The 22,773-nt window shown below is 67.2% G+C and carries 20 protein-coding genes; 2 read left to right on the top strand and 18 right to left on the bottom strand.

Annotated elements, in window-relative coordinates:
* Positions 1 to 6: 6 nt before the first annotated feature.
* The 5 genes from KB874_RS10720 to KB874_RS10740 all read right to left on the bottom strand — a co-directional run bounded on the left by KB874_RS10720 (position 7) and on the right by KB874_RS10740 (position 3,238).
* Positions 7 to 492: a copper chaperone PCu(A)C gene (locus tag KB874_RS10720; protein ID WP_212536575.1), complete on the bottom strand. Its 486-nt coding sequence runs from the start codon at positions 490 to 492 to the stop codon at positions 7 to 9.
* A gap of 42 nt (positions 493 to 534) precedes the next feature.
* Positions 535 to 885: a hypothetical protein gene (locus tag KB874_RS10725; RefSeq protein WP_212536576.1), complete on the bottom strand. Its 351-nt coding sequence runs from the start codon at positions 883 to 885 to the stop codon at positions 535 to 537.
* Positions 886 to 989: 104 nt separating this feature from the next.
* Entirely contained in the window at positions 990 to 1,277 is a 288-nt protein-coding gene (gene rpmB, locus KB874_RS10730) for a 50S ribosomal protein L28 (RefSeq protein ID WP_212536577.1), read from the bottom strand.
* Positions 1,278 to 1,395: 118 nt separating this feature from the next.
* On the bottom strand, positions 1,396 to 2,397 hold the full coding sequence (gene meaB, locus KB874_RS10735) for a methylmalonyl Co-A mutase-associated GTPase MeaB (RefSeq protein WP_212536578.1): 1,002 nt from the start codon (positions 2,395 to 2,397) through the stop codon (positions 1,396 to 1,398).
* An 85-nt stretch (positions 2,398 to 2,482) separates the two neighbouring features.
* The gene (locus KB874_RS10740; protein ID WP_212536579.1) at positions 2,483 to 3,238 is read right to left on the bottom strand and encodes a VPLPA-CTERM sorting domain-containing protein; all 756 of its coding nucleotides are present in this window, start codon (positions 3,236 to 3,238) and stop codon (positions 2,483 to 2,485) included.
* Between the two features lie 322 nt (positions 3,239 to 3,560).
* On the opposite strand from KB874_RS10740, the gene hrpB reads away from it, so the two are divergent.
* Positions 3,561 to 6,005: an ATP-dependent helicase HrpB gene (gene hrpB / locus KB874_RS10745; RefSeq protein ID WP_212536580.1), complete on the top strand. Its 2,445-nt coding sequence runs from the start codon at positions 3,561 to 3,563 to the stop codon at positions 6,003 to 6,005.
* Between the two features lie 70 nt (positions 6,006 to 6,075).
* Here hrpB and argF read toward each other — a convergent pair whose 3' ends face one another.
* From argF to KB874_RS10800, 11 genes are all read right to left on the bottom strand, one after another.
* Complete coding sequence (gene argF / locus KB874_RS10750; RefSeq protein WP_212536581.1) at positions 6,076 to 7,002, bottom strand: ornithine carbamoyltransferase; 927 nt, start codon at positions 7,000 to 7,002, stop codon at positions 6,076 to 6,078.
* 75 nt (positions 7,003 to 7,077) lie between these two features.
* Positions 7,078 to 8,259, bottom strand: coding sequence for an aspartate aminotransferase family protein (locus KB874_RS10755; protein WP_212536582.1), 1,182 nt, complete (start codon positions 8,257 to 8,259; stop codon positions 7,078 to 7,080).
* A gap of 190 nt (positions 8,260 to 8,449) precedes the next feature.
* Complete coding sequence (gene urtE / locus KB874_RS10760) at positions 8,450 to 9,145, bottom strand: urea ABC transporter ATP-binding subunit UrtE (protein ID WP_212536583.1); 696 nt, start codon at positions 9,143 to 9,145, stop codon at positions 8,450 to 8,452.
* A gap of 1 nt (position 9,146) precedes the next feature.
* Positions 9,147 to 9,887 (bottom strand): urea ABC transporter ATP-binding protein UrtD, encoded by a 741-nt coding sequence (gene urtD / locus KB874_RS10765; protein WP_212536584.1) that lies wholly within the window; start codon positions 9,885 to 9,887, stop codon positions 9,147 to 9,149.
* Positions 9,884 to 11,161 carry an ABC transporter permease subunit gene (locus tag KB874_RS10770; RefSeq protein WP_212536585.1) on the bottom strand — a complete coding sequence of 426 codons (1,278 nt, stop codon included), beginning with the start codon at positions 11,159 to 11,161 and terminating at the stop codon, positions 9,884 to 9,886. Before KB874_RS10770 ends, urtD begins: the two co-directional genes overlap by 4 nt.
* 3 nt (positions 11,162 to 11,164) lie before the next feature.
* Complete coding sequence (gene urtB / locus KB874_RS10775; RefSeq protein ID WP_212536586.1) at positions 11,165 to 13,111, bottom strand: urea ABC transporter permease subunit UrtB; 1,947 nt, start codon at positions 13,109 to 13,111, stop codon at positions 11,165 to 11,167.
* Between the two features lie 96 nt (positions 13,112 to 13,207).
* Positions 13,208 to 14,491 (bottom strand): urea ABC transporter substrate-binding protein, encoded by a 1,284-nt coding sequence (gene urtA, locus KB874_RS10780; RefSeq protein ID WP_212536587.1) that lies wholly within the window; start codon positions 14,489 to 14,491, stop codon positions 13,208 to 13,210.
* 386 nt (positions 14,492 to 14,877) lie between these two features.
* Positions 14,878 to 15,975, bottom strand: coding sequence for a redox-regulated ATPase YchF (ychF, locus tag KB874_RS10785; protein ID WP_212536588.1), 1,098 nt, complete (start codon positions 15,973 to 15,975; stop codon positions 14,878 to 14,880).
* Positions 15,976 to 16,033: 58 nt separating this feature from the next.
* On the bottom strand, positions 16,034 to 17,401 hold the full coding sequence (locus tag KB874_RS10790) for an MATE family efflux transporter (protein ID WP_212536589.1): 1,368 nt from the start codon (positions 17,399 to 17,401) through the stop codon (positions 16,034 to 16,036).
* 169 nt (positions 17,402 to 17,570) lie between these two features.
* Positions 17,571 to 18,485 carry a nickel/cobalt transporter gene (locus KB874_RS10795; RefSeq protein WP_212536590.1) on the bottom strand — a complete coding sequence of 305 codons (915 nt, stop codon included), beginning with the start codon at positions 18,483 to 18,485 and terminating at the stop codon, positions 17,571 to 17,573.
* Entirely contained in the window at positions 18,470 to 19,093 is a 624-nt protein-coding gene (locus KB874_RS10800; protein WP_212536591.1) for a DUF1007 family protein, read from the bottom strand. Before KB874_RS10800 ends, KB874_RS10795 begins: the two co-directional genes overlap by 16 nt.
* Positions 19,094 to 19,213: 120 nt before the next feature.
* Between KB874_RS10800 and KB874_RS10805 the strand changes: the two genes are divergently transcribed.
* The gene (locus KB874_RS10805; protein WP_212536592.1) at positions 19,214 to 19,855 is read left to right on the top strand and encodes a TIGR02453 family protein; all 642 of its coding nucleotides are present in this window, start codon (positions 19,214 to 19,216) and stop codon (positions 19,853 to 19,855) included.
* Between the two features lie 57 nt (positions 19,856 to 19,912).
* Here the strand turns inward: KB874_RS10805 and ppk2 are convergent, their stop codons facing one another.
* A complete protein-coding gene (ppk2, locus tag KB874_RS10810; RefSeq protein WP_212536593.1) occupies positions 19,913 to 20,902 on the bottom strand; it encodes a polyphosphate kinase 2 in 990 nt (329 codons plus the stop codon).
* 197 nt (positions 20,903 to 21,099) lie between these two features.
* Complete coding sequence (locus tag KB874_RS10815) at positions 21,100 to 22,764, bottom strand: peptidoglycan-binding domain-containing protein (RefSeq protein ID WP_212536594.1); 1,665 nt, start codon at positions 22,762 to 22,764, stop codon at positions 21,100 to 21,102.
* Between the last annotated feature and the right edge of the window lie 9 nt (positions 22,765 to 22,773).

Genomic DNA, 22,773 nt, shown 5'->3' on the forward strand with positions numbered 1-22,773 from the left:
CCAGCCTCAGCTGCCGCTTTTCAACATGCCATGGCCCTTCTGCATTATGCCGCCATGACCGTCTTGGCGTTCCAGGTCGACCGGGATCTCGACGACCATCTCACCGGCCTTCTCGAAGACCAGCGTGACCGTCACGGCCTCGCCCTGGACCAGCGGTTGCTTGAGCCCCATGAACATCACGTGGTCGCCGCCGCGCGCCAGCGCATGGCTGCCACCGGCCGGAATGACAAAGCCTTCCTCGACCTCGGTCATCTTCATCACACCACCGCCCATGTCCATGTGGGTGTGCAGTTCGACCCGCGCGGCGATGTCCGAGCGCGCCTCGACAAGGCGATCGTCCTCGGCGCCGGTATTGGCGATCACCATGAAGGCGGCGCCACTGGGCGCGCCGGGCATGGCACTGCGGGCATAGGCGTCCTCGATGGTCACATCGGCCATCGCGGGCACAGCAAGGGCAAGCGCCGCGGCGCCTGCAAGCAGGATCTTCTTCATGTCGTTAGTCCTCGATATCGGGTTGTCTGAAAAGGAAAGAGTTCAGACGACCCGGGGCGGCCCCCGCGCCTGCGGCGCCACATCCGCCAGCGCGGCCGAGAGGACCGGGATCAGCGGAGGGTCCAGCGGCACCCAGGCGGCAACCGGCGCCGTGGCGGCAAAACCGCCCGCCTCGGCCACGAACAGCGTGGCGGCGATATCGGGGCAAAGATGGGTCGCCGTGACAGGCTGACCATTGGCGTCGACCCGCACCGTCACAACGGTCTGGCCGATGCAGATCACCGCCTCGCCCACGGCGGGCAAAGACCCGCGCGCAAAGGCCGCCTGATGACCGGTCAGGGTCAGGGCCAGCGCCAGGAAGAGCGCAAGATATCCGCGGAACAGCCGTGTCATGGCGTCAATCTAGGAACCGCCGCGCCGGATACAAAGCGACAAAAGGAAACAGCCCCGTGCCGGAAAGGCCACGGGGCTGCATCGTTCCGAAAACCCGTGCGGTCTCAGGCCTGGGCCTGCGCCTGCATGATTTCTTTCTTGACCTTCAGCGCGCGGTCGGACAGCTCGTTGTCCTTGGCCTTGGCCAGGAACTTGTCGAGCCCGCCGCGGTGATCGACCGAGCGCAGTGCGTGCGCCGAGATCCGCAGCTTGACGCCACGGCCCAGCGTTTCCGACTGAAGCGTCACATCGTTCAGGTTCGGCAGAAAACGCCGCTTGGTCTTGTTGTTGGCGTGGCTGACATTGTTGCCAACCATGGGGCCTTTTCCGGTCAGTTCGCAAACACGCGACATGGGTTCATCCTCATCCGTCCGACGGGTCAGCGACTGCCACTCATCCCGCCAATGTCAAAGGGCGCCGCAGGGCGCCCTGAATCTGGTCTGCGCCTGATAGACTCGGCCCTTTGCGCCGTCAAGCCTCTTCGCGCGCGCCGCGATCCAGTTGCAGATACTCCGACAAAAGCTCGTCCGCGGCGGCCGACGGCGTGATCGCCCCGGCCTCGACCTGCGCCCCCAGAGCGGCCATCGCGCCCCGCACCGGCTCGCGCCGCAGCCGCGCCAGCAGGCCCTCGCGCACCTCGGCCTCGAACCAGTGCCGCGCCTGTTCGGCCCGGCGCCCGGCGAAATGCCCCTGCGCGCGCCGCCAGTCGGCCAGCGACTGCATCTCCTCCCAGGCGCGCGCCAACCCCTCCTGTTCGATCGCCGAGACGGTCAGCGCCTTGGGAAAGCCCTCCGGGTCCTGTGGCCGCTTGCGCAGCAGCCGCAACGCCCCCGCGTAATCGGCGCAGGTGCGGATCGCGGTCGTCTTGAGATCGCCATCGGCCTTGTTGACCAGCAGGATGTCGGCCATCTCCATGATGCCGCGCTTGACCCCTTGCAACTCGTCGCCCCCGGCCGGCGCCAGCAGCAAAAGGAACAGGTCCGACATCTCGGCCACCATGGTCTCGGACTGGCCCACGCCCACCGTCTCGATCAGCACCACGTCGAAACCCGCCGCCTCGCACAGTTCCGCTGCCTCGCGGGTGCGCCGCGCGACACCGCCCAACTGAGATTGCGAAGGCGAGGGCCGGATGAAGGCTTGCGGATCGCGCGACAGTCGCTCCATCCGCGTCTTGTCCCCCAGGATCGACCCGCCCGAGCGCGCCGAACTGGGATCGACCGCCAGCACCGCCACCCGCAGCCCCTGCCCGGTCAGCATCAGGCCGAAAGCCTCGATGAAGGTCGACTTGCCTACGCCCGGCGTCCCTGACAGGCCGACGCGCAGCGCCTCGCGGCCATGGCCCTTCAACGCTTCCAAGAGTGCAGTCGCCTGCGCGCGATGGTCCGCCCGCCCGCTTTCCACCAGCGTGATCGCGCGGGCCAGCGCACGGCGTTCGCCCGCCCGGATGCGGGATGCAAGATCGTCGATATCCATGCGCGGTTCATTCCCCGGACAGGCGCAAAAGTCCAGCCCGGCACGCTGCCGCATCCGAAAATGGCGGTCTTTCCCTGCGGACCGTCTAGGCCGCGTCTTTCCGGCGCCGTTTGCCTACAGCCATCAAGAGCCCGAGGCTGGTCAGGGCAAGCGGCAGCCCGGCAGGCAGCGGAATCGGCGTCAGATCACCGTCGCGCACCCGCAAGGTTACCTCATCGATCCGCACCATGGAGCAGGCATAGTTACTGCTGTAACGGTCGCAATATTGCTGATTGGGGTCGGTTGGCCCCCAGAAAAGTACTGGTGCATCAGGAATGCGAGAGACGAAGGCGACTGAGTCGAGGTTACGAAACGTCGGCTGAAACCGAAGCTGTGCCGCACTCTCAAGGGACATCTCGTGAGACGCCACAACGGCGCCTTCTCGATACCCAAACACGGCGAGGTTAAGATAAGTCAGGCTCTCGTGGTATGCCCAATTCCAGTACTCCACCCAGTTATCGGGATCAGGCGAAGCAGTCGGACCAGAGCGATAATACCTGCTATAGGCAGAAAGATCCGCTGAAATCAGGTCGAATCGAAGGCCGGAAACCGACTTTATCTCGGACTGGCGCGTGCTGTTCGTCGCGGCAACCGTGATCACGTCATCGCCCCAGTCTCCGCAATAGTAATCGCAGGTCAGGAAAGAAAACCCGTCCTCGACGTCGAGCCAAAGCCCACTGCCGTCGTTCAACGGTATCTCGGGTCCCAGATCACCCACTCCATCCAACCTCACCGTCGACGCATGGGCCGCCCCCAGGCCGGACAGAACAAACGCAGCAGTCAGAAGAAAATGCTTCATCATCGCAATGCCTCCCGAAAAGAGAATGCCCCAGCGTAGCAGCAGGGCACATACACGGCAAAGCAGAAACGGCAATCTATCCGCGCAAGGCCCTATGCATGCCGGACCAGACCGGAAAGTGATGGTGGCTTCTTCGGGAACGGCAGACAGTGTTTTCCGCGCCGGAGACCGGGGGATTACCCTAGCGGTACAACTCATGCAGCGACGATCCTCACCCGCTCCCGACAAGGCAAACCCTTGCGCCAAGTGTTGCGCGCCCTCTGCCGAGAGAGGGGCAGGACGCCCCCGCTTCCCAAACGCCGCGCCCTGCCGCATAAGGCGCGCCATGACTCGCCTGCCCATCGACGATGCCCTGCCCGACCTGATCGCCGCGTTGCGGCGCGCCGGCCGCGCCGTGCTCCAGGCGCCCCCCGGCGCGGGCAAGACCACCCGAGTGCCGCTGGCGATGCTGGAGGCTCGCCTGACGCCGGGCCGCATCCTGATGCTGGAACCGCGCCGCCTCGCCGCCCGCGCCGCCGCCGCCCGCATGGCCGAGACCCTGGGAGAAGAGCCCGGCCAGACCGTTGGCTACCGCATCCGGGGCGAAAGCCGCGTCTCGAAGGCCACGCGGATCGAGGTCGTGACCGAGGGCATCCTGACCCGGATGATCCAGTCCGACCCGGACCTGCCCGGCATCGGTGCGGTGATCTTCGACGAGTTCCACGAACGCTCGCTCAACGCCGACCTCGGTCTTGCGCTCTGCCTCGAGATCGCGGGCGCGCTACGCGACGACCTGATGCTGCTGGCCATGTCCGCCACGCTCGACGCCAATCCGGTGGCCGACCTGATGCAGGCGCCCATCGTCACCTCCGAGGGCCGCAGCTTTCCGGTCGAGACCCGCTGGTTGCCCGCCCCCCTGCCGCGCGGGGCCCGCTGGGAGGCCGCCATGGCGGACCTGATCGTGCAGGCCGCGACCGAAACCAAGGGCGGCATCCTCGCCTTCCTGCCCGGCGAAGGAGAGATCCGCCGTGTGCAGGCCGCGCTGTCGGGCCGCCTGCCGGCCGATTGCGTGATCCGCCCGCTGTTTGGTGCCATGCCATTCGAGGCCCAGCGCGCCGCGATCCGCCCGGAGACGGGCGGCGCGCGCAAGGTCGTGTTGTCCACCTCCATCGCCGAGACCTCGCTGACCATCGAGGATATCCGCGTGGTCGTCGATGCCGGCCGAGCCCGGCGTGCCCGCTTCGATCCCGGCTCGGGCATGAGCCGCCTCGTGACCGAGAAAGTCACCCGCGCCGAGGCGACCCAGCGGTCGGGCCGGGCGGGCCGCGTCGCCCCCGGCACCGCTTACAGACTTTGGACAAAAGGTGAGGAAGGCGCCCTAAGCCCTTATCCACCAGCGGAAATCGAGACGGCAGACCTGGCGCCCCTGGCGTTGGAACTGGCGCTTTGGGGCGCCGATCCACAGGCTCTGCCGTTTCTTACGCCACCCAACCCGGGCGTTTTCACAGAATCCCGCGCGCTTCTGCGCTTGCTGGGCGCCTTGGACAAAAGCGACCGGATCACCGATCACGGACGCCTTCTGGCGCGCCTTCCGCTGCATCCAAGGCTTGCACATATGCTGGCGATTTCGGGGCCAGAGGCAGCAAACCTGGCCTCACTCTTGTCCGAACGCGATCCGCTCACAGGATCTTCCACAGATCTGTCCCTTCGTCTTGAGGCGATCCGCGACCCGAAACGCTTTGCCCAGACGCACGCCGCCGCGCTCAATCGCAGCGCCGTTGATCGCATCCGCTCCGAGGCACAACGCCTTGGCAGAATTGTCAAAACACAGAACGCGGACCACAGCGCCGCCGAACAGGCCGCGCTGGCCTATCCCGACCGGATCGGCCTCAGGCGCAAGGGCGACGCCCCCCGGTTCCAGCTTTCGGGCGGCAAGGGCGCGGTGATGGACGCCGCCGACACGCTAGCAGGCCAACGGCTAATCGTCGTCACCGACACCGACGGCGACCCGCGCGAGGCCCGCATCCGCCAGGCCATCCCCATCGCCGAAAGCGCCCTGCGCGCGCTGTTTTCCGACCAGCTGGGCTGGGTTGAAATCTGTGAATGGTCGCGCCGCGACCGCCGTGTGACGGCGCGCCGACAGGAGCGCTTGGGTGCCATCGCGCTCGACGACCGGGTCTGGTCCGACGCCCCGCCCGAGACCATCGCCCGCGCCATGCTGGACGGCGTGCGCGAGCTTGGACTGATGCCCTCCGACGCCGCCCGCCGCTTCATCGCGCGAGTGCAAATCGGCCGACAGGCCGGGCTCAACCTGCCAGACATGTCCGACAGCGCACTGATAGAGACCGCCGAGGATTGGTTGCTGCCCTTCCTCGGCGGCGTCCGCAGCGCCGACGACTGGAAGCGGTTCGACCTTCTGCCCGCCCTGCGCGCACAGCTCGACTGGGGACAGATGCAAGCGCTGGACGAGGTCGCACCGAGCCAGTTCACCACCCCGCTCGGCCGCCAGATCCCCATCGACTACTCCGGCGAACACCCGGAAATCGCGCTCCGCCTGCAAGAGATGTTCGGCCAGCGCAGCCACCCGATGGTGGGCAGCACGCCGCTCAAGGTCACGCTGCTCTCGCCCGCCCAACGCCCGGTCCAGACCACGATGGATCTGCCGGGCTTCTGGGACGGGTCCTATGCCGAGGTGCGCAAGGAGATGCGGGCGCGTTACCCGCGCCATCCCTGGCCCGAGGACCCGCGCGAGGCAGACCCGACCCTGCGCGCCAAGCCGCGCGGCACGTGACCGGCGCGGCTGGAGGGCGGGCCGCTGCGGGGCCAAAGGGCCCGCAGCCGGGGCGTCCGGAAGCGCGCCATCAGGCGCCCAGGCACCAGCGCATGATGGCCTTCTGGGCATGGAGCCGGTTCTCGGCCTCGTCCCAGATGACAGAGTTCGGACCGTCCATCACCTCGGACGTGACCTCCTCCTCGCGATGCGCGGGCAGGCAATGCATGAACAGCGCATCGGGCTTGGCGCGTTCCATCAGCCGCGCGTTCACCTGGTAGGGCCGCAGCATGTTGTGCCGCCGCTCGCGCGCCGATTGCGCGTCATGCATGCTGATCCAGGTGTCGGTCACGACCAGGTCGGCGCCCTCGACTGCCTTTGTCGGGTCACGCTCGATCGTGACGGCGACCCCCTGGTTGCGGGCAAAACCCACGAATTCCATCTCGGGATCCAGCTGCACCGGCCCGGTAAAGGTCAGGTCGAACCCGAACTGCCCCGCCGCGTGCAGGAAGGAGGCGCAGACATTGTTGCCGTCACCGCACCAGACCACCTTCTTGCCCGCGATCGGGCCGCGATGCTCTTCGTAGGTCAGCACGTCGGCCATGATCTGGCAGGGATGGGTGCGGTCCGTCAGGCCATTGATCACAGGGACGGTGGCGTATTCGGCCATCTCCTCCAGCACCGACTCGTCGAAGGTGCGGATCATGATCATGTCGACATAGCGGCTCATGACGCGCGCGGTGTCGGCGATAGTCTCGCCATGGCCCAGCTGCATGTCACTGCCCGAAAGCACCATGGTCTGCCCGCCCATCTGGCGCACGCCCACGTCGAAGGAGGTGCGCGTCCGGGTCGACGGCTTCTCGAAGATCAGCGCGACCATGCGATCCTTCAGCGGCAGATCGTGATCCGTCGCAGCCTTGGGCTGGCCGTCGCGGGCAGTCTTCATCGCCTTCGCGCTGTCGATGATCAACCGAAGCTGGTCCTTGTCGGTCTTGTGGATGTCGAGGAAGTGGTTCATCGGTCGGGTCTTTCGTGGCGGGGTCGGACCGGGGCTCTGCCCCGGGCCCCGGAGTTTTGTTTGGCAAGATGAAGATCAGGCCGGGTGTGCCTCGAGCGCAGTGGCGGCCTTGTCGAGGCGCACCAGCGCCTCGGCGATCTCGTCCTCCGACAGGGTCAGCGGCGGCAGCAGGCGCACCACGTTGTCGGCGGCGGGCACGGTGATGACCTGCGCGGCATAGCCCGCCTTGACGAAATCCGCCGGCGCGACCTTGCATTTCAGGCCCAGCATCATACCGGAGCCGCGCACGGACTCGAAGATATCCGGATGGTCGGCGACCAGACCTTCGAGTTTCTGCCGCAAATGGCCCGCACGGCGGTTCACGCCGGCGAGGAAGTCGGGATCGGCCACGTGATCCATCACCGCGCAGCCCACGGCGCAGGCCAGCGGGTTGCCGCCATAGGTCGAGCCATGGGTGCCGGGCGTCATGCCCGAGGCCGCCTCTTCGGTGGCCAGAACCGCGCCGAGGGGGAAACCGCCGCCAATGCCCTTGGCGACCATCATGATATCGGGCGCGATGCCCGCCCATTCATGGGCAAAGAGGCGCCCGGTCCGGCCCATGCCGCATTGCACCTCGTCGAGGATCAGCAGCACGCCCTTCTCGTCGCAAAGCGCGCGCAGGCCCTTGAGGCACTGGTCGGGCATCGGACGGATGCCGCCCTCACCCTGCACGGGTTCCACCAGCACGGCGGCGGTGGTCTCGTCGAAGGCGGCATAAAGCGCCTCGTGGTCGCCCCACGCCAGGTGCTTGAATCCCGGCAGGAGCGGCGCGAAGCCCTTGGTCATCTTCTCGGACCCGGCCGCGGCGATGCCCGCCGACGACCGTCCGTGGAACGACCCGGAAAAGGTGATGATCTCGGTCTTTTCAGGGTGGCCTTTGTCATACCAGTATTTCCGCGCCATCTTGACCGCCAGTTCGCAGCTTTCGGTCCCCGAGTTGGTGAAGAACACCGTGTCGGCAAAGGTCGCCGCCACCAGCTTGTCGGCCAGCGCCTGCTGCTGCGGGATCTCGTAGAGGTTCGAGACATGCCACAGCATCTGCGCCTGGTCGGTCAGCGCCTTGACCAGGTCTGGATGGGCATGCCCCAGCGCGTTCACCGCGATGCCGGAGCCGAGGTCGAGGAATCGGCGCCCGTCCTCCTCGATCAGCCAGCTGCCTTCGCCTTTGACGAAATGCAGCGGTGCGCGGGAATAGGTCGGCAGAACGGAGGGGATCATGGGAACGTCCTCGAGGAATGAGAGCCCGATTGGTGGCAAGCGCACCGGGGCAAGTCAAGCTGTGTGGAAGGCAGACAGGAGCAATTGCGACCCCTTGAAGGGTCGCAGGGCGAGTCAGGGTCGTCGGAGTCGCATGGCCTGTGTCATGTCCGCCTCTTAGGGCGCGCAGGGCAGCTTGCCAAGCGGTTTGTCAGATCGACACCGCCTGAAGCAGCCTGTCACGGTCCTCGCGGGCCTGTTCGGTGCGATAGCTGACCGCGCCCCGGTCCATGACTGCCACCCGGTCGGCCAGCCCCACGGCAAAGTCGAAATACTGTTCCACCAGGATGACGGCGATCTCGCCCTCGTCGCGCAGCAGCTCGATCACCTTGCCGATCTGCTTGATGATGTTGGGCTGGATGCCCTCGGTCGGCTCATCCAGCAGCAACACGCGGGGCCGGGTGATCAGCGCGCGGGCGATGGCCAGCTGTTGCTGCTGCCCGCCCGACAGGTCGCCGCCCCGGCGCTGCAAGAAGTCCTTGAGGATCGGGAACAGGTCGAAGATGCGGTCGGGAATGGTGTGCTCGGCCTTGGGCAGGCAGGCGAACCCGGCCTCGAGATTTTCCTCGACCGTCAGCAGCGGGAACACCTCGCGCCCCTGCGGGACATAGGCGATGCCCGCCTTGGCGGCGGCGAAGGCCGTGGGGTGGCCCAGGTCGCGGCCATCCAGCGTGATGGACCCCGCCGCGAACGGGTGCCGCCCGGCGATGGCCTTGAGCAGCGAGGTCTTGCCCACGCCGTTCGTGCCCATGACACAGGTCACCTTGCCCGGTTCCGCCTTCAGGGAGATGCCGTGCAGGATCTGGCTCTGGCCGTATTTCAGGGTGAGGTCGCGGACTTCCAGCATCTTATCGCCCCAGGTAGACGTCGATGACGTCCTTGTTCTGTGTCACGTGATCCAGCCGCCCCTCGGCCAGCACGGACCCTTCGTGCAGCACCGTCACCTTGCAGTCGAGCCGACGGACGAATTCCATGTCATGCTCCACCACCACCACCGCGCGTGTCTGCGCCGCGCGCTTCAACAGGTCGGTCGTGTGCTCGCGCTCAGAGGGCGTCATTCCTGCTGCGGGCTCGTCCACCAGCAGCAGGCGCGGATCCTGCGCCAGCAGCATCCCGATTTCCAGCCATTGCTTCTGCCCGTGGCTGAGTTCGCCCGCAGGGCGGGCCAGGTCCGAGGTCAGGCCGATTTCCTCGGCGATGGCGTCGATCCGGGCCGCACCCTCGGCGCTCTTGCGATAGAACAGCACGTCGAAGGGCCCGCGCTTGTTCTTCAGCGCCATGGCCAGGTTCTCGCGCACGGTCTGCGCCTCGAACACGGTTGGTTTCTGGAACTTCCGCCCGATGCCCGCCTGGGCGATCTGGCTTTCGGACATGGACAGCAGCGAGACGCCCTTTTCGCCCCACAGGACGCGGCCTTCGTCGGGCCGGGTCTTGCCGGTGATGATGTCCATGAAGGTCGTCTTGCCCGCGCCATTCGGGCCGATAATGGCGCGCATCTCGGGTTCGCCGATCTGGAAGGACAGGTTGTTGATCGCCTTGAACCCGTCAAAGCTGACCGAGACGCCGGAGAGTTCCAGCAGCGTGCTCATTTGGCCTCCTCCGGTTCAGAGCCTTCCTCGGCCCGCAGGGCGCCCTTGTCGGGGCCGTAATCGCCCACCCGGTCGGGTGCGTGGCGATGCGACAGCAGGTCGAACAGGCCGCCGATGCCCTTGGGCGCGAACAGCGTGACCGCGACAAAGGACAGGCCCAGCAGGATCAGCCACCAGTCCGTCCACTGGATGCGGTAGAAGCCCAGGTTGATGTCCGGCGCGCCGCCGCCGGTGAACCACGACGACAGGAGCGAGACGAAGGCCGCGCCGATCGCCGCGCCATACAGCCGCCCGCGCCCGCCAATGGCCACCCAGACCGCCAGGTAGATTGAGGCGATGGGCGCGATTTCGGCCGGGTTGATGATGCCCGCCTGCGGGTAATAGAGCGCGCCCGCGATGGCCGCGACCACCGCCGTCAGGGTAAAGACGAACAGCTTGAACCTCTCTACGGGATAGCCCAGGAACCGCACCCGCGCCTCGTTGTCACGGATGCCGCGGATCACGCTGCCCATCTTGCCCGAGACGACCCAGGCAAACATCACGTAACCCATCCCCAACGCCAGCGCCGAAGCCCAGAAGAAGACGATCGACAGCGTCGCCTGCCCCATCTCCTCCAGTCCCGGGATGTTCTGAAGACCCGAGAGGCCATTGTTGCCGCGCAGGCCCGAGTCGTTCTGGAACAGGTACAGCGACAGCGCCAGCGTCATCGCCTGCGTCAGGATCGACAGGTAGACGCCGGTCACGCGGCTGCGAAAGGCGAGCCAGCCAAAGACCAGCGCCAGCAGCCCCGGCACCGCGATGACCATGAGCAGTTGCAGGAACAACGAGTCGGCGAAGGACCAGATCAGCGGGAATTCCGAACTGCCCACCACGCCGAATATCTGCGTGCCGATGGAGTCGACGATCTCCTGCTCGGTGGGCGGAATGGGCGCGGCCATCAGCGAGCGGGTCACGATGATCTCGGTCCGGGCATACATCAGCCACATGCCGATGGCGTAGCCGCCGATGCCGAAAAAGGCCATGTGACCCAGGCTGAGAATGCCGCAATAGCCCCAGACCACGTCCATCGCGATGGCGACCAGGCAGAGGCACAGCGTCTTGCCCAGCGTCTTGACGAAGGAGGTGGACAGGAACCCGGTCCCCGTCGCCTCGGACAGCAGCGTGACGCCCAGGGTAAAGACGGCCAGCGCCAGCAGGAACCACAGGACGGACGGATTCTGCGCGATGAAACTGCGGCGGGGCGCAGGGCGCGCATTGGTGGCGGTAAAGGTCATCGCTCAATCCCCCGCCGCGCGGCCCTTGAGGGCGACGATGCCCTTGGGGCGGAACTGGATGAACAGGATGATGAACAGGATCATGTAGGTCTGCGCCGCCAGCGTGTTGGACGGGTTGAACCACTCGATCCCCTTTTGCAGCCCGCCGATCAGCGTGGCCCCCGCCAGCGTGCCCCAGACATTGCCGACACCGCCCACGACCACGGTCATGAAGCTTTGCACGATATAGTCCTGCCCCATCTCGGAGGTGACCTTGGCGTAAAGCCCGATGGCGACGCCCGCGATGCCCGCGATGCCGGACCCCAGACCGAAGGTCAGCATGTTGATGCGGTCCGGGTCGATGCCCATGCTGGCCGCCATGCCGGGGTTCTGCGTGACCGCCCGCACCTCGAGTCCCAGCCGCGTGCGGTTCAGCGCGAACAGGATCAGCCCAAGGAAGATCAGCGCGAGGACGAAGATCGCGATGCGGATATAGCTGATCTGGATCACCTCATTGATCACCAGCGCACCATCCAGCCAGCCCGGCGAGGTCAGCGGGCGGGCCTGCGTGCCGAAGATGTTCTTGGCCAGCTGTTGCAGCGCGATGGAGATGCCGAAGGTCGCGAGCAGCGTTTCCAGCGGGCGGTGATACAGCCACCGGATCACCAGCCGCTCCATCGCCACGCCCGCGGCAAAGGTCACAGCAAAGGCCAGCGGCAGCGCCACGACCAGCGACAGCGTGTAGTTCGGGATGAACAGCTGCACCACATAGCCCGTGTAGGCGCCCATCATGATGAACTCGCCATGGGCCATGTTTATGACGCCCATCACGCCGAAGGTGATGGCAAGCCCGATGGCGGCGAGGAAGTAGATCGAGGCGAGGCTGAGCGCGTCCAGCGCGATGTCGGCTGTCTGGTTGACCCCCACCTTGGTCTGGATCGCGTCCAGCGTGCGACGCGCGGCATCCGTCACGGCCGGGTCGGTCTCGGCATAGGCGCTGTAGAAGACATGGGCTTCCAGCGCGCGGTTGAAATCCGCCTCGGGCACCGTGGGGGCCACGAGGCCCTGCGCCGCCAGCGCCTGGTAAGCTTCCTCGCGGCGGGCGGGATCGGACAGCTGGGCCAGCGGAATGCCCGCGACCGTGCCGCCCTCGACATGCTGCGCCAACGCCTCCTTGAGCTGGGCGGGCGGAACGCGCGGCGGGGCAAGGCCCGCGTCGACCAGTTCGCGATAGGCGGTGAACAACGGCATATCGATGCCGGGTTCGCGCAGCCGGGCGATGTTGGCCTGCGGCGCCTCGGCGGCGACGCCATCGGTCGTCGTCAGGATCTGGTTCAGCGTCGCGCGCACGTCCAGGCTCAGGCTGCCCGCCAGCGCCTCGATCGCCTCGACGCGGGCCTCGGTCGTCTCGCCGAAGCGGGCGGTCAGCATCAGCGCCAGCTGTTCCTTGCGCATCTTCAGCGCCGGGTCGGGTTCGTCGTCGATGCTCTCGGCCAGCAGCGCCACCTGTTCTGGGTCGGGGCTGCGGGCGATGGAATCGACCGCGGCGCTGCGCTTGGCGATATCGGGATCGGACAGCTGGAAGCGCACCAGCGCGCTGGCGATCTCGCGCCGGACACCGCCATTGGGGCGGCTTTCGGTCAGCGCGGATTTCGGCGCTGTGCCCGCGGGCGCGCCGGTCGCGATGTCCAGCAGCGGCACGTCGTTGCCCTGGGCACGGCCCTGCCGGTAGAACAGCCCGTCCTGCGCGTTGCGCACGACCTCGCGCCCCTGCCAGGCCTCGAGAAAGGCCGCGACGCCGGGCAGGCCGCTGGCGGCCAGGTCGTTCAGCACGATGCCGACGGACTGGCGGCCCGGGCTTTCGACCTCGGCGGCATGGGTCTGGAGAATGGTCTGAAGGTCGGTCTGCGCTGTGGCCGGCGCAATCAGCCCGGTCAGCAGCAGAAAGGACAGCACAAGGGCGCGAAGCATCCAGTCACTTTCCGGGGGGAATGGAGAGGAGGCCCCGGCCCGGGGCCGGGGCGCGAAGGACGCGGACCCGCCAAGGCGGCCCGCGTCCCCGTCAGCTCAGTAGTTCGACTTGATCTGCACGCAGGTCGAGGTCTGCGTGTTGTACATGCCGCAGCCCAGGTCCTTCCAGTCCGAGGTCAGCACGGCCGATTCCGGCAGGAAGTCGGTCCAGGCGTCGCCCGGCACCGGGTCGGTCTGGCTGATGATGTCGAACTGGCCATCGGCGCGGATCTCGCCGATCAGCACCGGCTTGGACAGGTGGTGGTTCGGCAGCATCTCGGCCATGCCGCCCGTCAGGTTCGGGAAGGTCTGGCCATACATCGCCATGCGCACGGCGTCGACGTCGGTGGAGCCGGCGGCGGTGGCCGCGTTCACCCACATGTTGAAGCCGATGTAATGCGCCTCCATCGGGTCGTTGGTCACGCGGTCGGTGTTGCCGATATAGGCATGCCACGCCTCGATGAACGACGCGTTTTCCGGCGTGTCGGCGGACATGAAGTAGTTCCAGGCGGCCAGGTGGCCGACGAGGTTCGACGTGTCGAGACCCGAGAGTTCCTCTTCACCGACCGAGAAGGCCACGACGGGGATGTCGTCGGCCGAAACGCCCTGCGCCGCCAGTTCCTTGTAGAAGCCGATATTGGCGTCGCCGTTGATCGTGCTGATCACGCCCACCTGCTTGCCGTCCGCGCCCAGCGCCACCACGTCCGAGACGATGGTCGACCAGTCGGAATGGCCGAAGGGCGTGTAGTTCACGAAGATGTCCTCTTTCGCGATGCCCTTGGAGATCAGGTAGCTTTCGAGGATGTTGTTCGTGGTGCGCGGATAGACATAGTCGGTGCCGAGCAGGGCGAATTTCTCGACCCCCAGTTCCTCGAGGAAATAGTCGGTGGCCGGGATCGCCTGCTGGTTCGGCGCGGCGCCGGTGTAGAACACGTTCTTGGAGCTTTCCTCGCCCTCGTATTGCACGGGGTAGAACAGCAGGCCGTTCAGTTCCTCGATCACCGGCAGCACGGACTTGCGCGACACCGAAGTCCAGTTGCCGAAGATTACGTCGACATTGTGCACGGTCAGCAACTCGCGTGCCTTTTCTGCGAAGAGCGGCCAGTCCGAGGCCGGGTCGACAACGACCGCCTCCAGCTGGCAGCCGAGCAGGCCGCCCTTTTCGTTCTGCTGGGCGACCAGCATCTCGACCGTGTCCTTCAGCGTCGTTTCCGAGATCGCCATGGTGCCCGACAGCGAGTGCAGGACGCCGACCTTGATCGGGCAATCCTGTGCCAGCGCCGACGTGGCCGAAAGCAGCAGGGCGGCGGCGGGCAGCGTGGCGAGAAGTTTCGAAGTCATTCCGGGAGTCCCCCTCATGGGGCCACGGCGCATGGGTTCCAGGGCTTTGACACAGGCCAAGCCCGTGCTACGTCCCGCGCCGCAGCAATCTTGTTGCAGTCGTGCGGGGGTCAAACGTCTGCCAGGACCGGCCCCCGCGCGGCATCGACGTCGCCTATGCGACCGCCGCAACGGGATTAAGACGGGGTGAGGCGCGGGAATCGCAGGCAATTCGCCAGTCCCGCCAGCCGAGCGGTAAAATTTGACCTAATATTAGGCACACCACTCAGCACTGCCCGGAAATCGGGCGGTGAGCGGCTGAACAATTAAGCGTAGCGGTGCAAAAACGACCGAAACCCGCGCTGCGCCGCAGCACGGGCACCCTGACCGGAATCACCCGGGCGTTTTCAGGTGTTGAACAGGAAGTGCATGACGTCGCCGTCCTGCACGAGATAGGTCTTGCCCTCGGACCGCATCTTGCCCGCGTCCTTCGCCCCCTGCTCGCCGTTCAGAGAGACGTAATCGTCATAGGCGATGGTCTCGGCCCGGATGAAGCCCTTCTCGAAATCGCCGTGGATCACGCCCGCCGCCTGCGGCGCCAGCGTGCCCTTGCGGATCGTCCAGGCGCGCGCCTCCTTTGGCCCCACGGTGAAATAGGTCTGAAGCCCCAGCAACTCGTATCCCGCCTTGATCAGACGGTCGAGCCCGGCCTCCTCCAACCCCAGTTCCGACAGGAACATCTCGGCCTCGTCCGGGTCCAGCTGGCTGATCTCTTCCTCGATCTTGGCCGAGATCACCACGTGGCTGTTGCCCTGCGCCGCGGCCATCTTCGCCACCGCCTCGGAATGGGCGTTGCCGCTTGCCGCCTCGGATTCGTCGACGTTGCAGACATACAGCACCGGCTTGGAGGTCAGCAGCTGCAACATCCGCCAGGCCTTGGCGTCCTCGGCATCCACCTTTACGACCCGCGCCGGCTGGCCCGTTTCCAGCACGGCCAGCGCCTGTTTCATCAGGCGCTCCTGCTGGATCGCCTCCTTGTCGCCGCCGCGCACCTTGCGCACGATGTTCTGAAGGCGCTTTTCCAGCGATTCCATGTCGGCGATGATCAATTCCGTCTCGATCGTGTCGGCATCGGCCACCGGATCGACGCGCCCCTCAACATGGGTGACGTCGTCATCCTCGAAGCAACGCAGCACATGGGCGATGGCGTCGACCTCGCGGATATTGGCGAGGAACTGGTTGCCCAGCCCCTCACCCTTGCTGGCACCCTTCACCAGCCCGGCGATGTCGACAAAGGTCATGCGCGTCGGGATCACCTGCCGCGACTGCGCGATCTTCGCCAGCCGGTCGAGCCGCAGATCGGGCACCGCGACCTCGCCCACATTGGGCTCGATCGTGCAGAAGGGGAAATTCGCCGCCTGCGCCGCCGCCGTCCGCGTCAGCGCGTTGAACAGCGTCGACTTGCCCACGTTGGGCAGACCCACGATCCCCATCTTGAAGCCCATGACACCTCTCCTTGTGGCAATGCGCCCCCTTACGGCGCGCGCGGCCCGGGCGCAAGCCTCAGGCCCGCACCGCGCCCCCCGCCTGCGCGCCCAGCATGGCCGCGCCCTTCGTCCAGAACCGCCAGCCGAGGCCCAGCGCCGCGACCGCCAGCCCGATGCTGAGGCCCAGCCAGACGCCGATCCCGCCCAGCCCCAGCGGAAAGGCGCAGACCCAGGCGGCGGGCATGCCGACACCCCAATAGGCCAGCGCCGCCATCACCATCGGCACCCGCGTATCCTGCAAACCGCGCAATAGGCCCAGATGGATGACCTGCGCCGCGTCACCCAGTTGGAACAGAGCCGCCATCGCCAGAAGGCCCGTGCCTGTCGCAAGGATCGCGTCGCGCGCTGGCTCGTCCGAGCCCACGAAGGCACCCAGCAGGAATTCCGGTGCCCCGAGAAAGGCCAAGACCGACAGCGCCACGCCCAGCGCGCCCAGCAGCAGCGCCGCCCGCGCCCCCATGACCAGGTGCCGCGCATCGCCCCGCCCCAGCGCGTTTCCCGCCCGCACGGTCGCCGCATTCGACAGGCCCAATTGCAACATGAAGGCCGCCGATGCGATCTGGATCGCCACCCCATGCGCCGCCAGCGTCACCGTGCCCAGCCAGCCCATCATCACCGAGGACGCCGCGAACAGCGCCACCTCGGCCAGCGCCGTCAGCCCTATCGGCAGACCCAGCGAAAACACCCGGGCGAACATCTCCCAGTCGGGCCGCCAGAAGCGCACCATCAGCCGGTGCTCGGGCAGCCGCCGTAGCGCGTAGGCCAGAACGCAGCCCAGCATGACGGCGTTCGCCACGACCGAGGCCAGCGCCGCCCCCTCGATCCCCAGTTCGGGCATCCCCCAGTTGCCGAAGATCAGCGCGTAATTCGCCAGTCCGTTCGCCACCGCCCCCGCGACCGTGATCCACAGCACCGCGCGCGTGTGCTCCAGCCCGGCGAGGTAGTTCTTCAGCACCATCACGCCCAGCGCCGGCAGCATCCCCCAGCCCACGAGCCGCAGGTAGCGCCCGGCCAGCGCGGCGATCTCGGGATCCTGCCCCAACGTCCGAAGGATCGGCCCGGCGAACAGCAATAGCGGCAGGACCGCCGCGAAATAGAGGATCGACAGCCATAGCGCCATGCGCGTCGACCGGCGGATCATCACCTCGTCGCCCCGCGCGGCAAAGGTCGCCACCATCGGCATGATCGCCCAGGCAAAGCCCGATCCCAGGATGTAGAGCGTAAAGAAATACGACGCCGACAGCGTCAGCGCCGCCAGTTCCGGCACGCCGTACCAGCCCACCATGATCGTGTCGGTCAGGCCGATGGCGAATTGCGCCAGGTGCCCGCCCACGAGGGGCAGGCCAAGCGCCAGGACCGCCCGCAGGTGGCCGCCGAATGTCATTGCCAATGCCGTCATAAGCCGAGCCATAAGCAACCGGCGCCGCCGTCACAAGCCCAGACGCGACACCTCGGCAAGGAGGAACCTATCCCGGCCCCAAGGCCTCTCTTAGCCACGAATACCTCGAGAAAGCGCAGCACACGCGACGAGGGCAGAGCCCCCGGACCCCGCCTCACATCGCGCGCAACAGCAACTGCACCGCCAGCGCCGCCACCACGCCGCCCGCCAGCATCTCGACCAGCGCCGCGCCGCGCAGCGCGCCCGGACCGCCGCCCGAGACCAGCCGCGCCAGCGCACCTTCACGGAAAGATACCGCCGCCACTGCCACCGCCAGCGTGACCGAAGCGGTTCCCAGCGCCATCGCCACCGTCCCGGCGATCCCCTGCCAGACCAAGTCCATGCGCCAGGTCAGGATCAGCAGGAACAGCGCCCCGGTGCAGGGCCGGATCGCCACTGCGCCGATCAAGAGCGCCGCATCCCGCCAATTGCGGACCGAGGCGGCCTCTTCGACCGTCGGTCCATGCGCGTGGCCGCAACTCTCGCAGATCCCATCGCCGGAATGTCCATGATCATGCGCCTTGTGATGAACCACCCGCGCCCCCCACAGCCGGCGCGCGCCCCGCGCCACCAGCCACAGCCCAATCGCCGCGATCGCCGCGTGGGACAGAGGCGCAAGCCACGCCTCGGCCAGCCCCTCCATCTCGGAGCGGCCCCAGCCCAGCAGCCACAGCGCGCCATAGACCAGCGCCACAGCGCTGCCCGCCTGCGCAAGGCTCGACGCCAGCGCCAGACCCGACAGCCGCGCCAAGGGCACCGCCTGCGCCACGCCATAACCGCCGATCAGCAGCTTGCCGTGGCCCGGCCCCGCAGCATGAAAGAAGCCATAGCCGAAACACACCGTCAGCAGCGCCGTCAACGCGCCCGGGTCGCCCGCCCGCAGAGCGCGCAGACCCTGCGCCATGGCGTTCTGCGCCGCGCGCTGGCCCTCGGCCGCCCAGACCGCGACCTGCCCGTCCCCGCCCAGCAGCCACAGCCAGGCCGCCAGGGCGACGACCGCCGCCGCGGCCACGATCAGGACGCGTCGCATCGCAGGCGCACTGTATCGGCATAGTGCTCGCCAAGCTGGATCTCGGCGAACATGTCCTCGGGCGTCTCCTCCAGGGCCTTCTCCAGCACTTTCTCCGCCGCCTGCGGATCATGTGGCGCCACCCGCACCTCGCACCCGCCAGAGGCGATGGCGTCGCGCAGCGAATAGGCGACGTAAAAGGTGGGATCGTATTGCTTCAGCTCAAGCGCGGAGGCAGGCACGGCGGGCAGGCTGCGGCGGTGGCTCGACACGATGCGCCCGGCCTCGACCGAAATGCCCGTCGCCTCGGGAAAGCCCATCTCGATCTTGCGCCCCTCCGACCAGGCGTAGAGATCGCCCTCGAACCCAGGCGGCCATTCCACCAGGTCGAAGCCCCGCAGCGTCACCAACTCCTGCGGGGTCAGCACACCATCGGCATCGGGGTCCAGCCCCATGTCCTCGAAGATCAGCAGCGAAAAGAAATCGTCCCAGGTCCAGGTCAGCTCGACCGCCACCGCGAGGCCGTCCTCGACCACGACCCGCAACGCGCTGTCTACGAAGATGTGCGGATGGGCGGCGACCGGCCCACAGAAGCAGGCGGCGAGGGCAGCGCAGGCGCTTCGGATCATGGCACTCCTCCTGTCGATCGCTGAAAGATGTAGCGATCCCGGCCCGCGCCGCAAGAAGCAGGCGCGGCACCGGCGGTTTCGTGCTAGGCTTCCCCAGCGTCATCGGGAACAGAAGTGCCCATGCCAGATCCTGTCGAGACCGGCGCCCTTTACGCCGATGCCCGCGCCTTCCTGTCGGAGTTGGCGCGGAACAACGACCGCAGCTGGTTCGAAGCCAACAAGGCGCGCTACGACGCCCGCCTGAAACGCCCCGCCGAACGGCTGCTGGCCGACATCGCACCAGTGTTGCGGGCCCGGTTCGGCGAAATGGTTCGCACGAAACTCTTTCGTCCGCATCGCGACATCCGCTTTTCCGAGGACAAGACGCCCTATCACGTCCACCTGCACCTGATGTGGTCTCTGGCCGACGGGCGGGCGTGGATGTTCGGTCTGTCGCCCGACTATGCGACCGCCGGGGCCGGCATCAGGGGCTTTGAACCCACCCAACTGGCCGCCTGGCGTGAGACCGTCGCAGGCGTTCCTGGCGAGAAAGTGGCGCGGCTCCTTGCCGAGGGCGGATGGCGAATCCCCTCCCCCGAACTCAAGCATCCCCCCCAACCCTGTCCCGCCGATCACCCGCGTGCCGACCTGTTGATGCGCAAGGGGCTGGTCGTCTGGCAGGACGGCCTGGACGCCGCGCTTCAGGCCGATCCGCGCGCCGCTCTGCTCGACACCTTCGCCGGGATGGCGCCGCTGATGGACACTCTCGGCGACCTGCGGTGACCGCCGAGTATCCGGACGTGGCGCACCCCTCCCCAAGGCGCGCCACGCCGGGCCGGCTCAGACCCGACGCGTGTCGGGATGAAGAGCCTTGCCAAGGATATGGTCGGACCGGTGGATCACATGCCCCGCGCCACCAACGATCAGCGGATCGGGCGCCTTGGCGATCCGGTGATCCTTGCCGGGATAGTCGATCGTCGACAGGAAATGCCGCATGCAGTTCAGCCGCGCGCGCTTCTTGTCGTCGGACTTGACCACCGTCCAGGGCGCGTCGGCGGTGTCGGTGTAGAAGAACATCGCTTCCTTTGCCTCGGTGTAATCCTCCCACTTGTCGAGGCTCGCCTTGTCGATCGGGCTCAGCTTCCACTGTTTCAGCGGATCGGTCTCGCGGCTGTCAAAGCGGCGGCGCTGCTCTTCCTGGGTGACCGAGAACCAGTATTTGCACAGGTGGATTCCCGACCGGACCAGCATCCGCTCCAGGTCGGGCACCTGGCGCATGAATTCGAGATAGTCGTTGGGCTCGCAGAACCCCATGACCCGTTCGACGCCCGCGCGGTTGTACCACGAACGGTCATACAGGACGATCTCGCCAGCGGTGGGCAGGTGCTGGATGTAGCGCTGGAAATACCATTGGCCGCGCTCCACGTCCGAGGGCTTGTTCAGCGCCACGACCCGCGCCGCTCTCGGATTCAGGTGCTCGGTAAAGCGCTTGATCGTTCCGCCCTTGCCGGCGGCATCGCGGCCCTCGAAGATCAGGACGAATTTCTGTCCCGTCTCCTGCGCCCAGATCTGCACCTTGAGCAACTCGGCCTGAAGCTGCGCCTTCTGCTTTTCGTAGGACCGGCGCGACATACGCGTGTCATAGGGATATTTCCCCGTCTCGAAGGCGCGGTGGATCTCGTCCGGGGTCGGCGCATGGTGCCGGGAAGGAGTCTGATCCTCCGAGGCCTTGGTGTCGCGCTTCTCGGGCGCAACGTCCGGTAGCGTTGCGTCCAAGTCCGTTGCCGCCTTGCCATTCACGATCTTTTCAGCCTGTCCATCCGGTGCCATGCCGCGTCCCTCTTTTTTGAATACAAAAGAATTATGACAGGTCTTGCGCCTCTGCGCCTTGAGATGGCTCAAACCGGACGCTGCGCGCCGCAGCAGGAGTCAGGCAGGACATATTGCCGATTCGTGAAAAGAATCGTTTCAAATGAACGCAATGTTTCGCGCGCGAAACATTGCGTCAGGCAGGCTGACCTTTTCTCTCATTGCCGCAGGATGCCTACCGCCAGCAGCCGCACCACCGTGTCCTGGTCGAGATAGCCTGTCGCAACCAGTCCGCGATCCTGCTGGAACCGGCGGATGGCGCGGCGCGTGCGATCGTCAAAGCGCCCGTCCACATCGCCCGGCCTGAGTCCCAGTTGATCCAGTCGCGCCTCGACCAGCCGGCGGGTGATCGCGTTGAGGTTCAGCGCCTCTTCGGCGCGGCGGGCCGCGGCGCGTGCATCCTCCTCGGGGTCGGGCCGGGTCAGGCGGCGCAGGCGGTCCTCGGCGTCGCGGCGGAACGCACCGTCCGGGAATTCGGCCAGGTAGGCGCGATAGGCCGCCTCGGTTCCCGCCGCCTCGGCCTGCGCCCAGGCGCGGCGGTCGCGTTCGGCAGCGCGGTCGGCGCGGCGCGCCTCGATCTCGGCCAGCAGTTCCGCCGCACGGTCGGCAAACAGGCCGTCGGGGAATTGCTGAAGGTAGCGACGCAGCCCGCTTTCGTCGTTGGGGCCGGTGACGGACTCCCACGCTATTCGGTCGCGCCGCTCGGTTTCCTCGCGCTTGATCCGCGCCTCTTCCTCTAGCTCGTCGGCCCGCTGCGCCGCCTGCCGGTCCAGCCGATCGACCTGCGCCCGGTCGAGGAAAGAGCTTCGCGGCAGTCCGTTGTCCGCCTGCCAGCGGTCGATGGCGCTGCGCGTGCCCCGGCCAAAGATGCCGTCGATCCCGCGCGTGCTGTAGCCCAGCAGGGTCAGGTCGCGCTGGATGTCGCGCCGCGCCTCGCGGTCGAGGCCAAGCGCCTCCTCGGCGCGGCGCTCGCGGAAGAAGGGATCGGCCTCGATCGCCGCCAGCCGCTGCCGCGCCGCGTCGGCATGCAGGCCGCCGGGAAAGCGGTCCAGGTAGGACCGGTAGCCCTCGGGCGAGTCGGTGCGTTGCGCGATTGCCCAGGCCAGTTCATCCGCCTGCGGCTGCGGTGGTGGCAGCGGCTGCGGCGGCGCGATGACCACATCTGCTGCGCGCAGCAGGACCAGGTCGTCGGGAGCATAACCCTCGACCGTCAGTTCCCGGCGTCGCGCGGCCTCGATCAGGCGGAGGTCGGGCTGTGCCAGATCGCCCACCGCAAGACGCGCAACGTCAACGGCGGGGCCGCGCAGCACCGTTACGCCCTGCGGGATGTCCAGCGCGCCGGGACCCGCGCGCAGAAAGGGTTCGGCACCGAGATCCGCGTCACCCTCGCCCAGCAGCAGGACGGCACGGCCGGGATAGCCGGCCAGCACCGACAGGACGGCGTCCAGCGACAGGCCCTCGGTCATGGCGCGCGCGGCGTCGGGCGCCTGCATCCCGGCGGGCAGCAGCCAGGCCCCCGCCGCCCCGTGCACCACGTCTCCCGACAGCAGCACGATCACCGGATCGTCGCCCGGCGCCAGCCCGGCGACGAATTCGGCGAAAGCGGCCCGCATGCCGGCTGCGTCGGCCCCGGTCCGCTCCGCCACGGACAGCCCCGCATTGCGCAGCGACGTCGCCGCCGCGCCCAGCCGGGCGCCGGAGAACAGCGTGTCAAAACCCGAGGCGCGCGCATTGGCGATCACCAGCGCGTCGCCGTCCGCCACCAAAGGCGAGGCGGTGCCCAGCAGGGCGCCGGTCAGGGTAAGGGCCAGTCTTCGGGTCATCGCACACCT

This window comes from Thetidibacter halocola, assembly GCF_018224955.1.
Classification (GTDB): Bacteria; Pseudomonadota; Alphaproteobacteria; order Rhodobacterales; family Rhodobacteraceae; genus Thetidibacter; species Thetidibacter halocola.

Coding starts and splice junctions, on each gene's coding strand:
- KB874_RS10720 (WP_212536575.1), bottom strand. CDS start 492: ATGAAGAAGATCCTGCTTGCAGGCGCCGCGGCGCTTGCCCTTGCTGTG.
- KB874_RS10725 (WP_212536576.1), bottom strand. CDS start 885: ATGACACGGCTGTTCCGCGGATATCTTGCGCTCTTCCTGGCGCTGGCC.
- rpmB (WP_212536577.1), bottom strand. CDS start 1,277: ATGTCGCGTGTTTGCGAACTGACCGGAAAAGGCCCCATGGTTGGCAAC.
- meaB (WP_212536578.1), bottom strand. CDS start 2,397: ATGGATATCGACGATCTTGCATCCCGCATCCGGGCGGGCGAACGCCGT.
- KB874_RS10740 (WP_212536579.1), bottom strand. CDS start 3,238: ATGATGAAGCATTTTCTTCTGACTGCTGCGTTTGTTCTGTCCGGCCTG.
- hrpB (WP_212536580.1), top strand. CDS start 3,561: ATGACTCGCCTGCCCATCGACGATGCCCTGCCCGACCTGATCGCCGCG.
- argF (WP_212536581.1), bottom strand. CDS start 7,002: ATGAACCACTTCCTCGACATCCACAAGACCGACAAGGACCAGCTTCGG.
- KB874_RS10755 (WP_212536582.1), bottom strand. CDS start 8,259: ATGATCCCCTCCGTTCTGCCGACCTATTCCCGCGCACCGCTGCATTTC.
- urtE (WP_212536583.1), bottom strand. CDS start 9,145: ATGCTGGAAGTCCGCGACCTCACCCTGAAATACGGCCAGAGCCAGATC.
- urtD (WP_212536584.1), bottom strand. CDS start 9,887: ATGAGCACGCTGCTGGAACTCTCCGGCGTCTCGGTCAGCTTTGACGGG.
- KB874_RS10770 (WP_212536585.1), bottom strand. CDS start 11,161: ATGACCTTTACCGCCACCAATGCGCGCCCTGCGCCCCGCCGCAGTTTC.
- urtB (WP_212536586.1), bottom strand. CDS start 13,111: ATGCTTCGCGCCCTTGTGCTGTCCTTTCTGCTGCTGACCGGGCTGATT.
- urtA (WP_212536587.1), bottom strand. CDS start 14,491: ATGACTTCGAAACTTCTCGCCACGCTGCCCGCCGCCGCCCTGCTGCTT.
- ychF (WP_212536588.1), bottom strand. CDS start 15,975: ATGGGCTTCAAGATGGGGATCGTGGGTCTGCCCAACGTGGGCAAGTCG.
- KB874_RS10790 (WP_212536589.1), bottom strand. CDS start 17,401: ATGACATTCGGCGGCCACCTGCGGGCGGTCCTGGCGCTTGGCCTGCCC.
- KB874_RS10795 (WP_212536590.1), bottom strand. CDS start 18,485: ATGCGACGCGTCCTGATCGTGGCCGCGGCGGCGGTCGTCGCCCTGGCG.
- KB874_RS10800 (WP_212536591.1), bottom strand. CDS start 19,093: ATGATCCGAAGCGCCTGCGCTGCCCTCGCCGCCTGCTTCTGTGGGCCG.
- KB874_RS10805 (WP_212536592.1), top strand. CDS start 19,214: ATGCCAGATCCTGTCGAGACCGGCGCCCTTTACGCCGATGCCCGCGCC.
- ppk2 (WP_212536593.1), bottom strand. CDS start 20,902: ATGGCACCGGATGGACAGGCTGAAAAGATCGTGAATGGCAAGGCGGCA.
- KB874_RS10815 (WP_212536594.1), bottom strand. CDS start 22,764: ATGACCCGAAGACTGGCCCTTACCCTGACCGGCGCCCTGCTGGGCACC.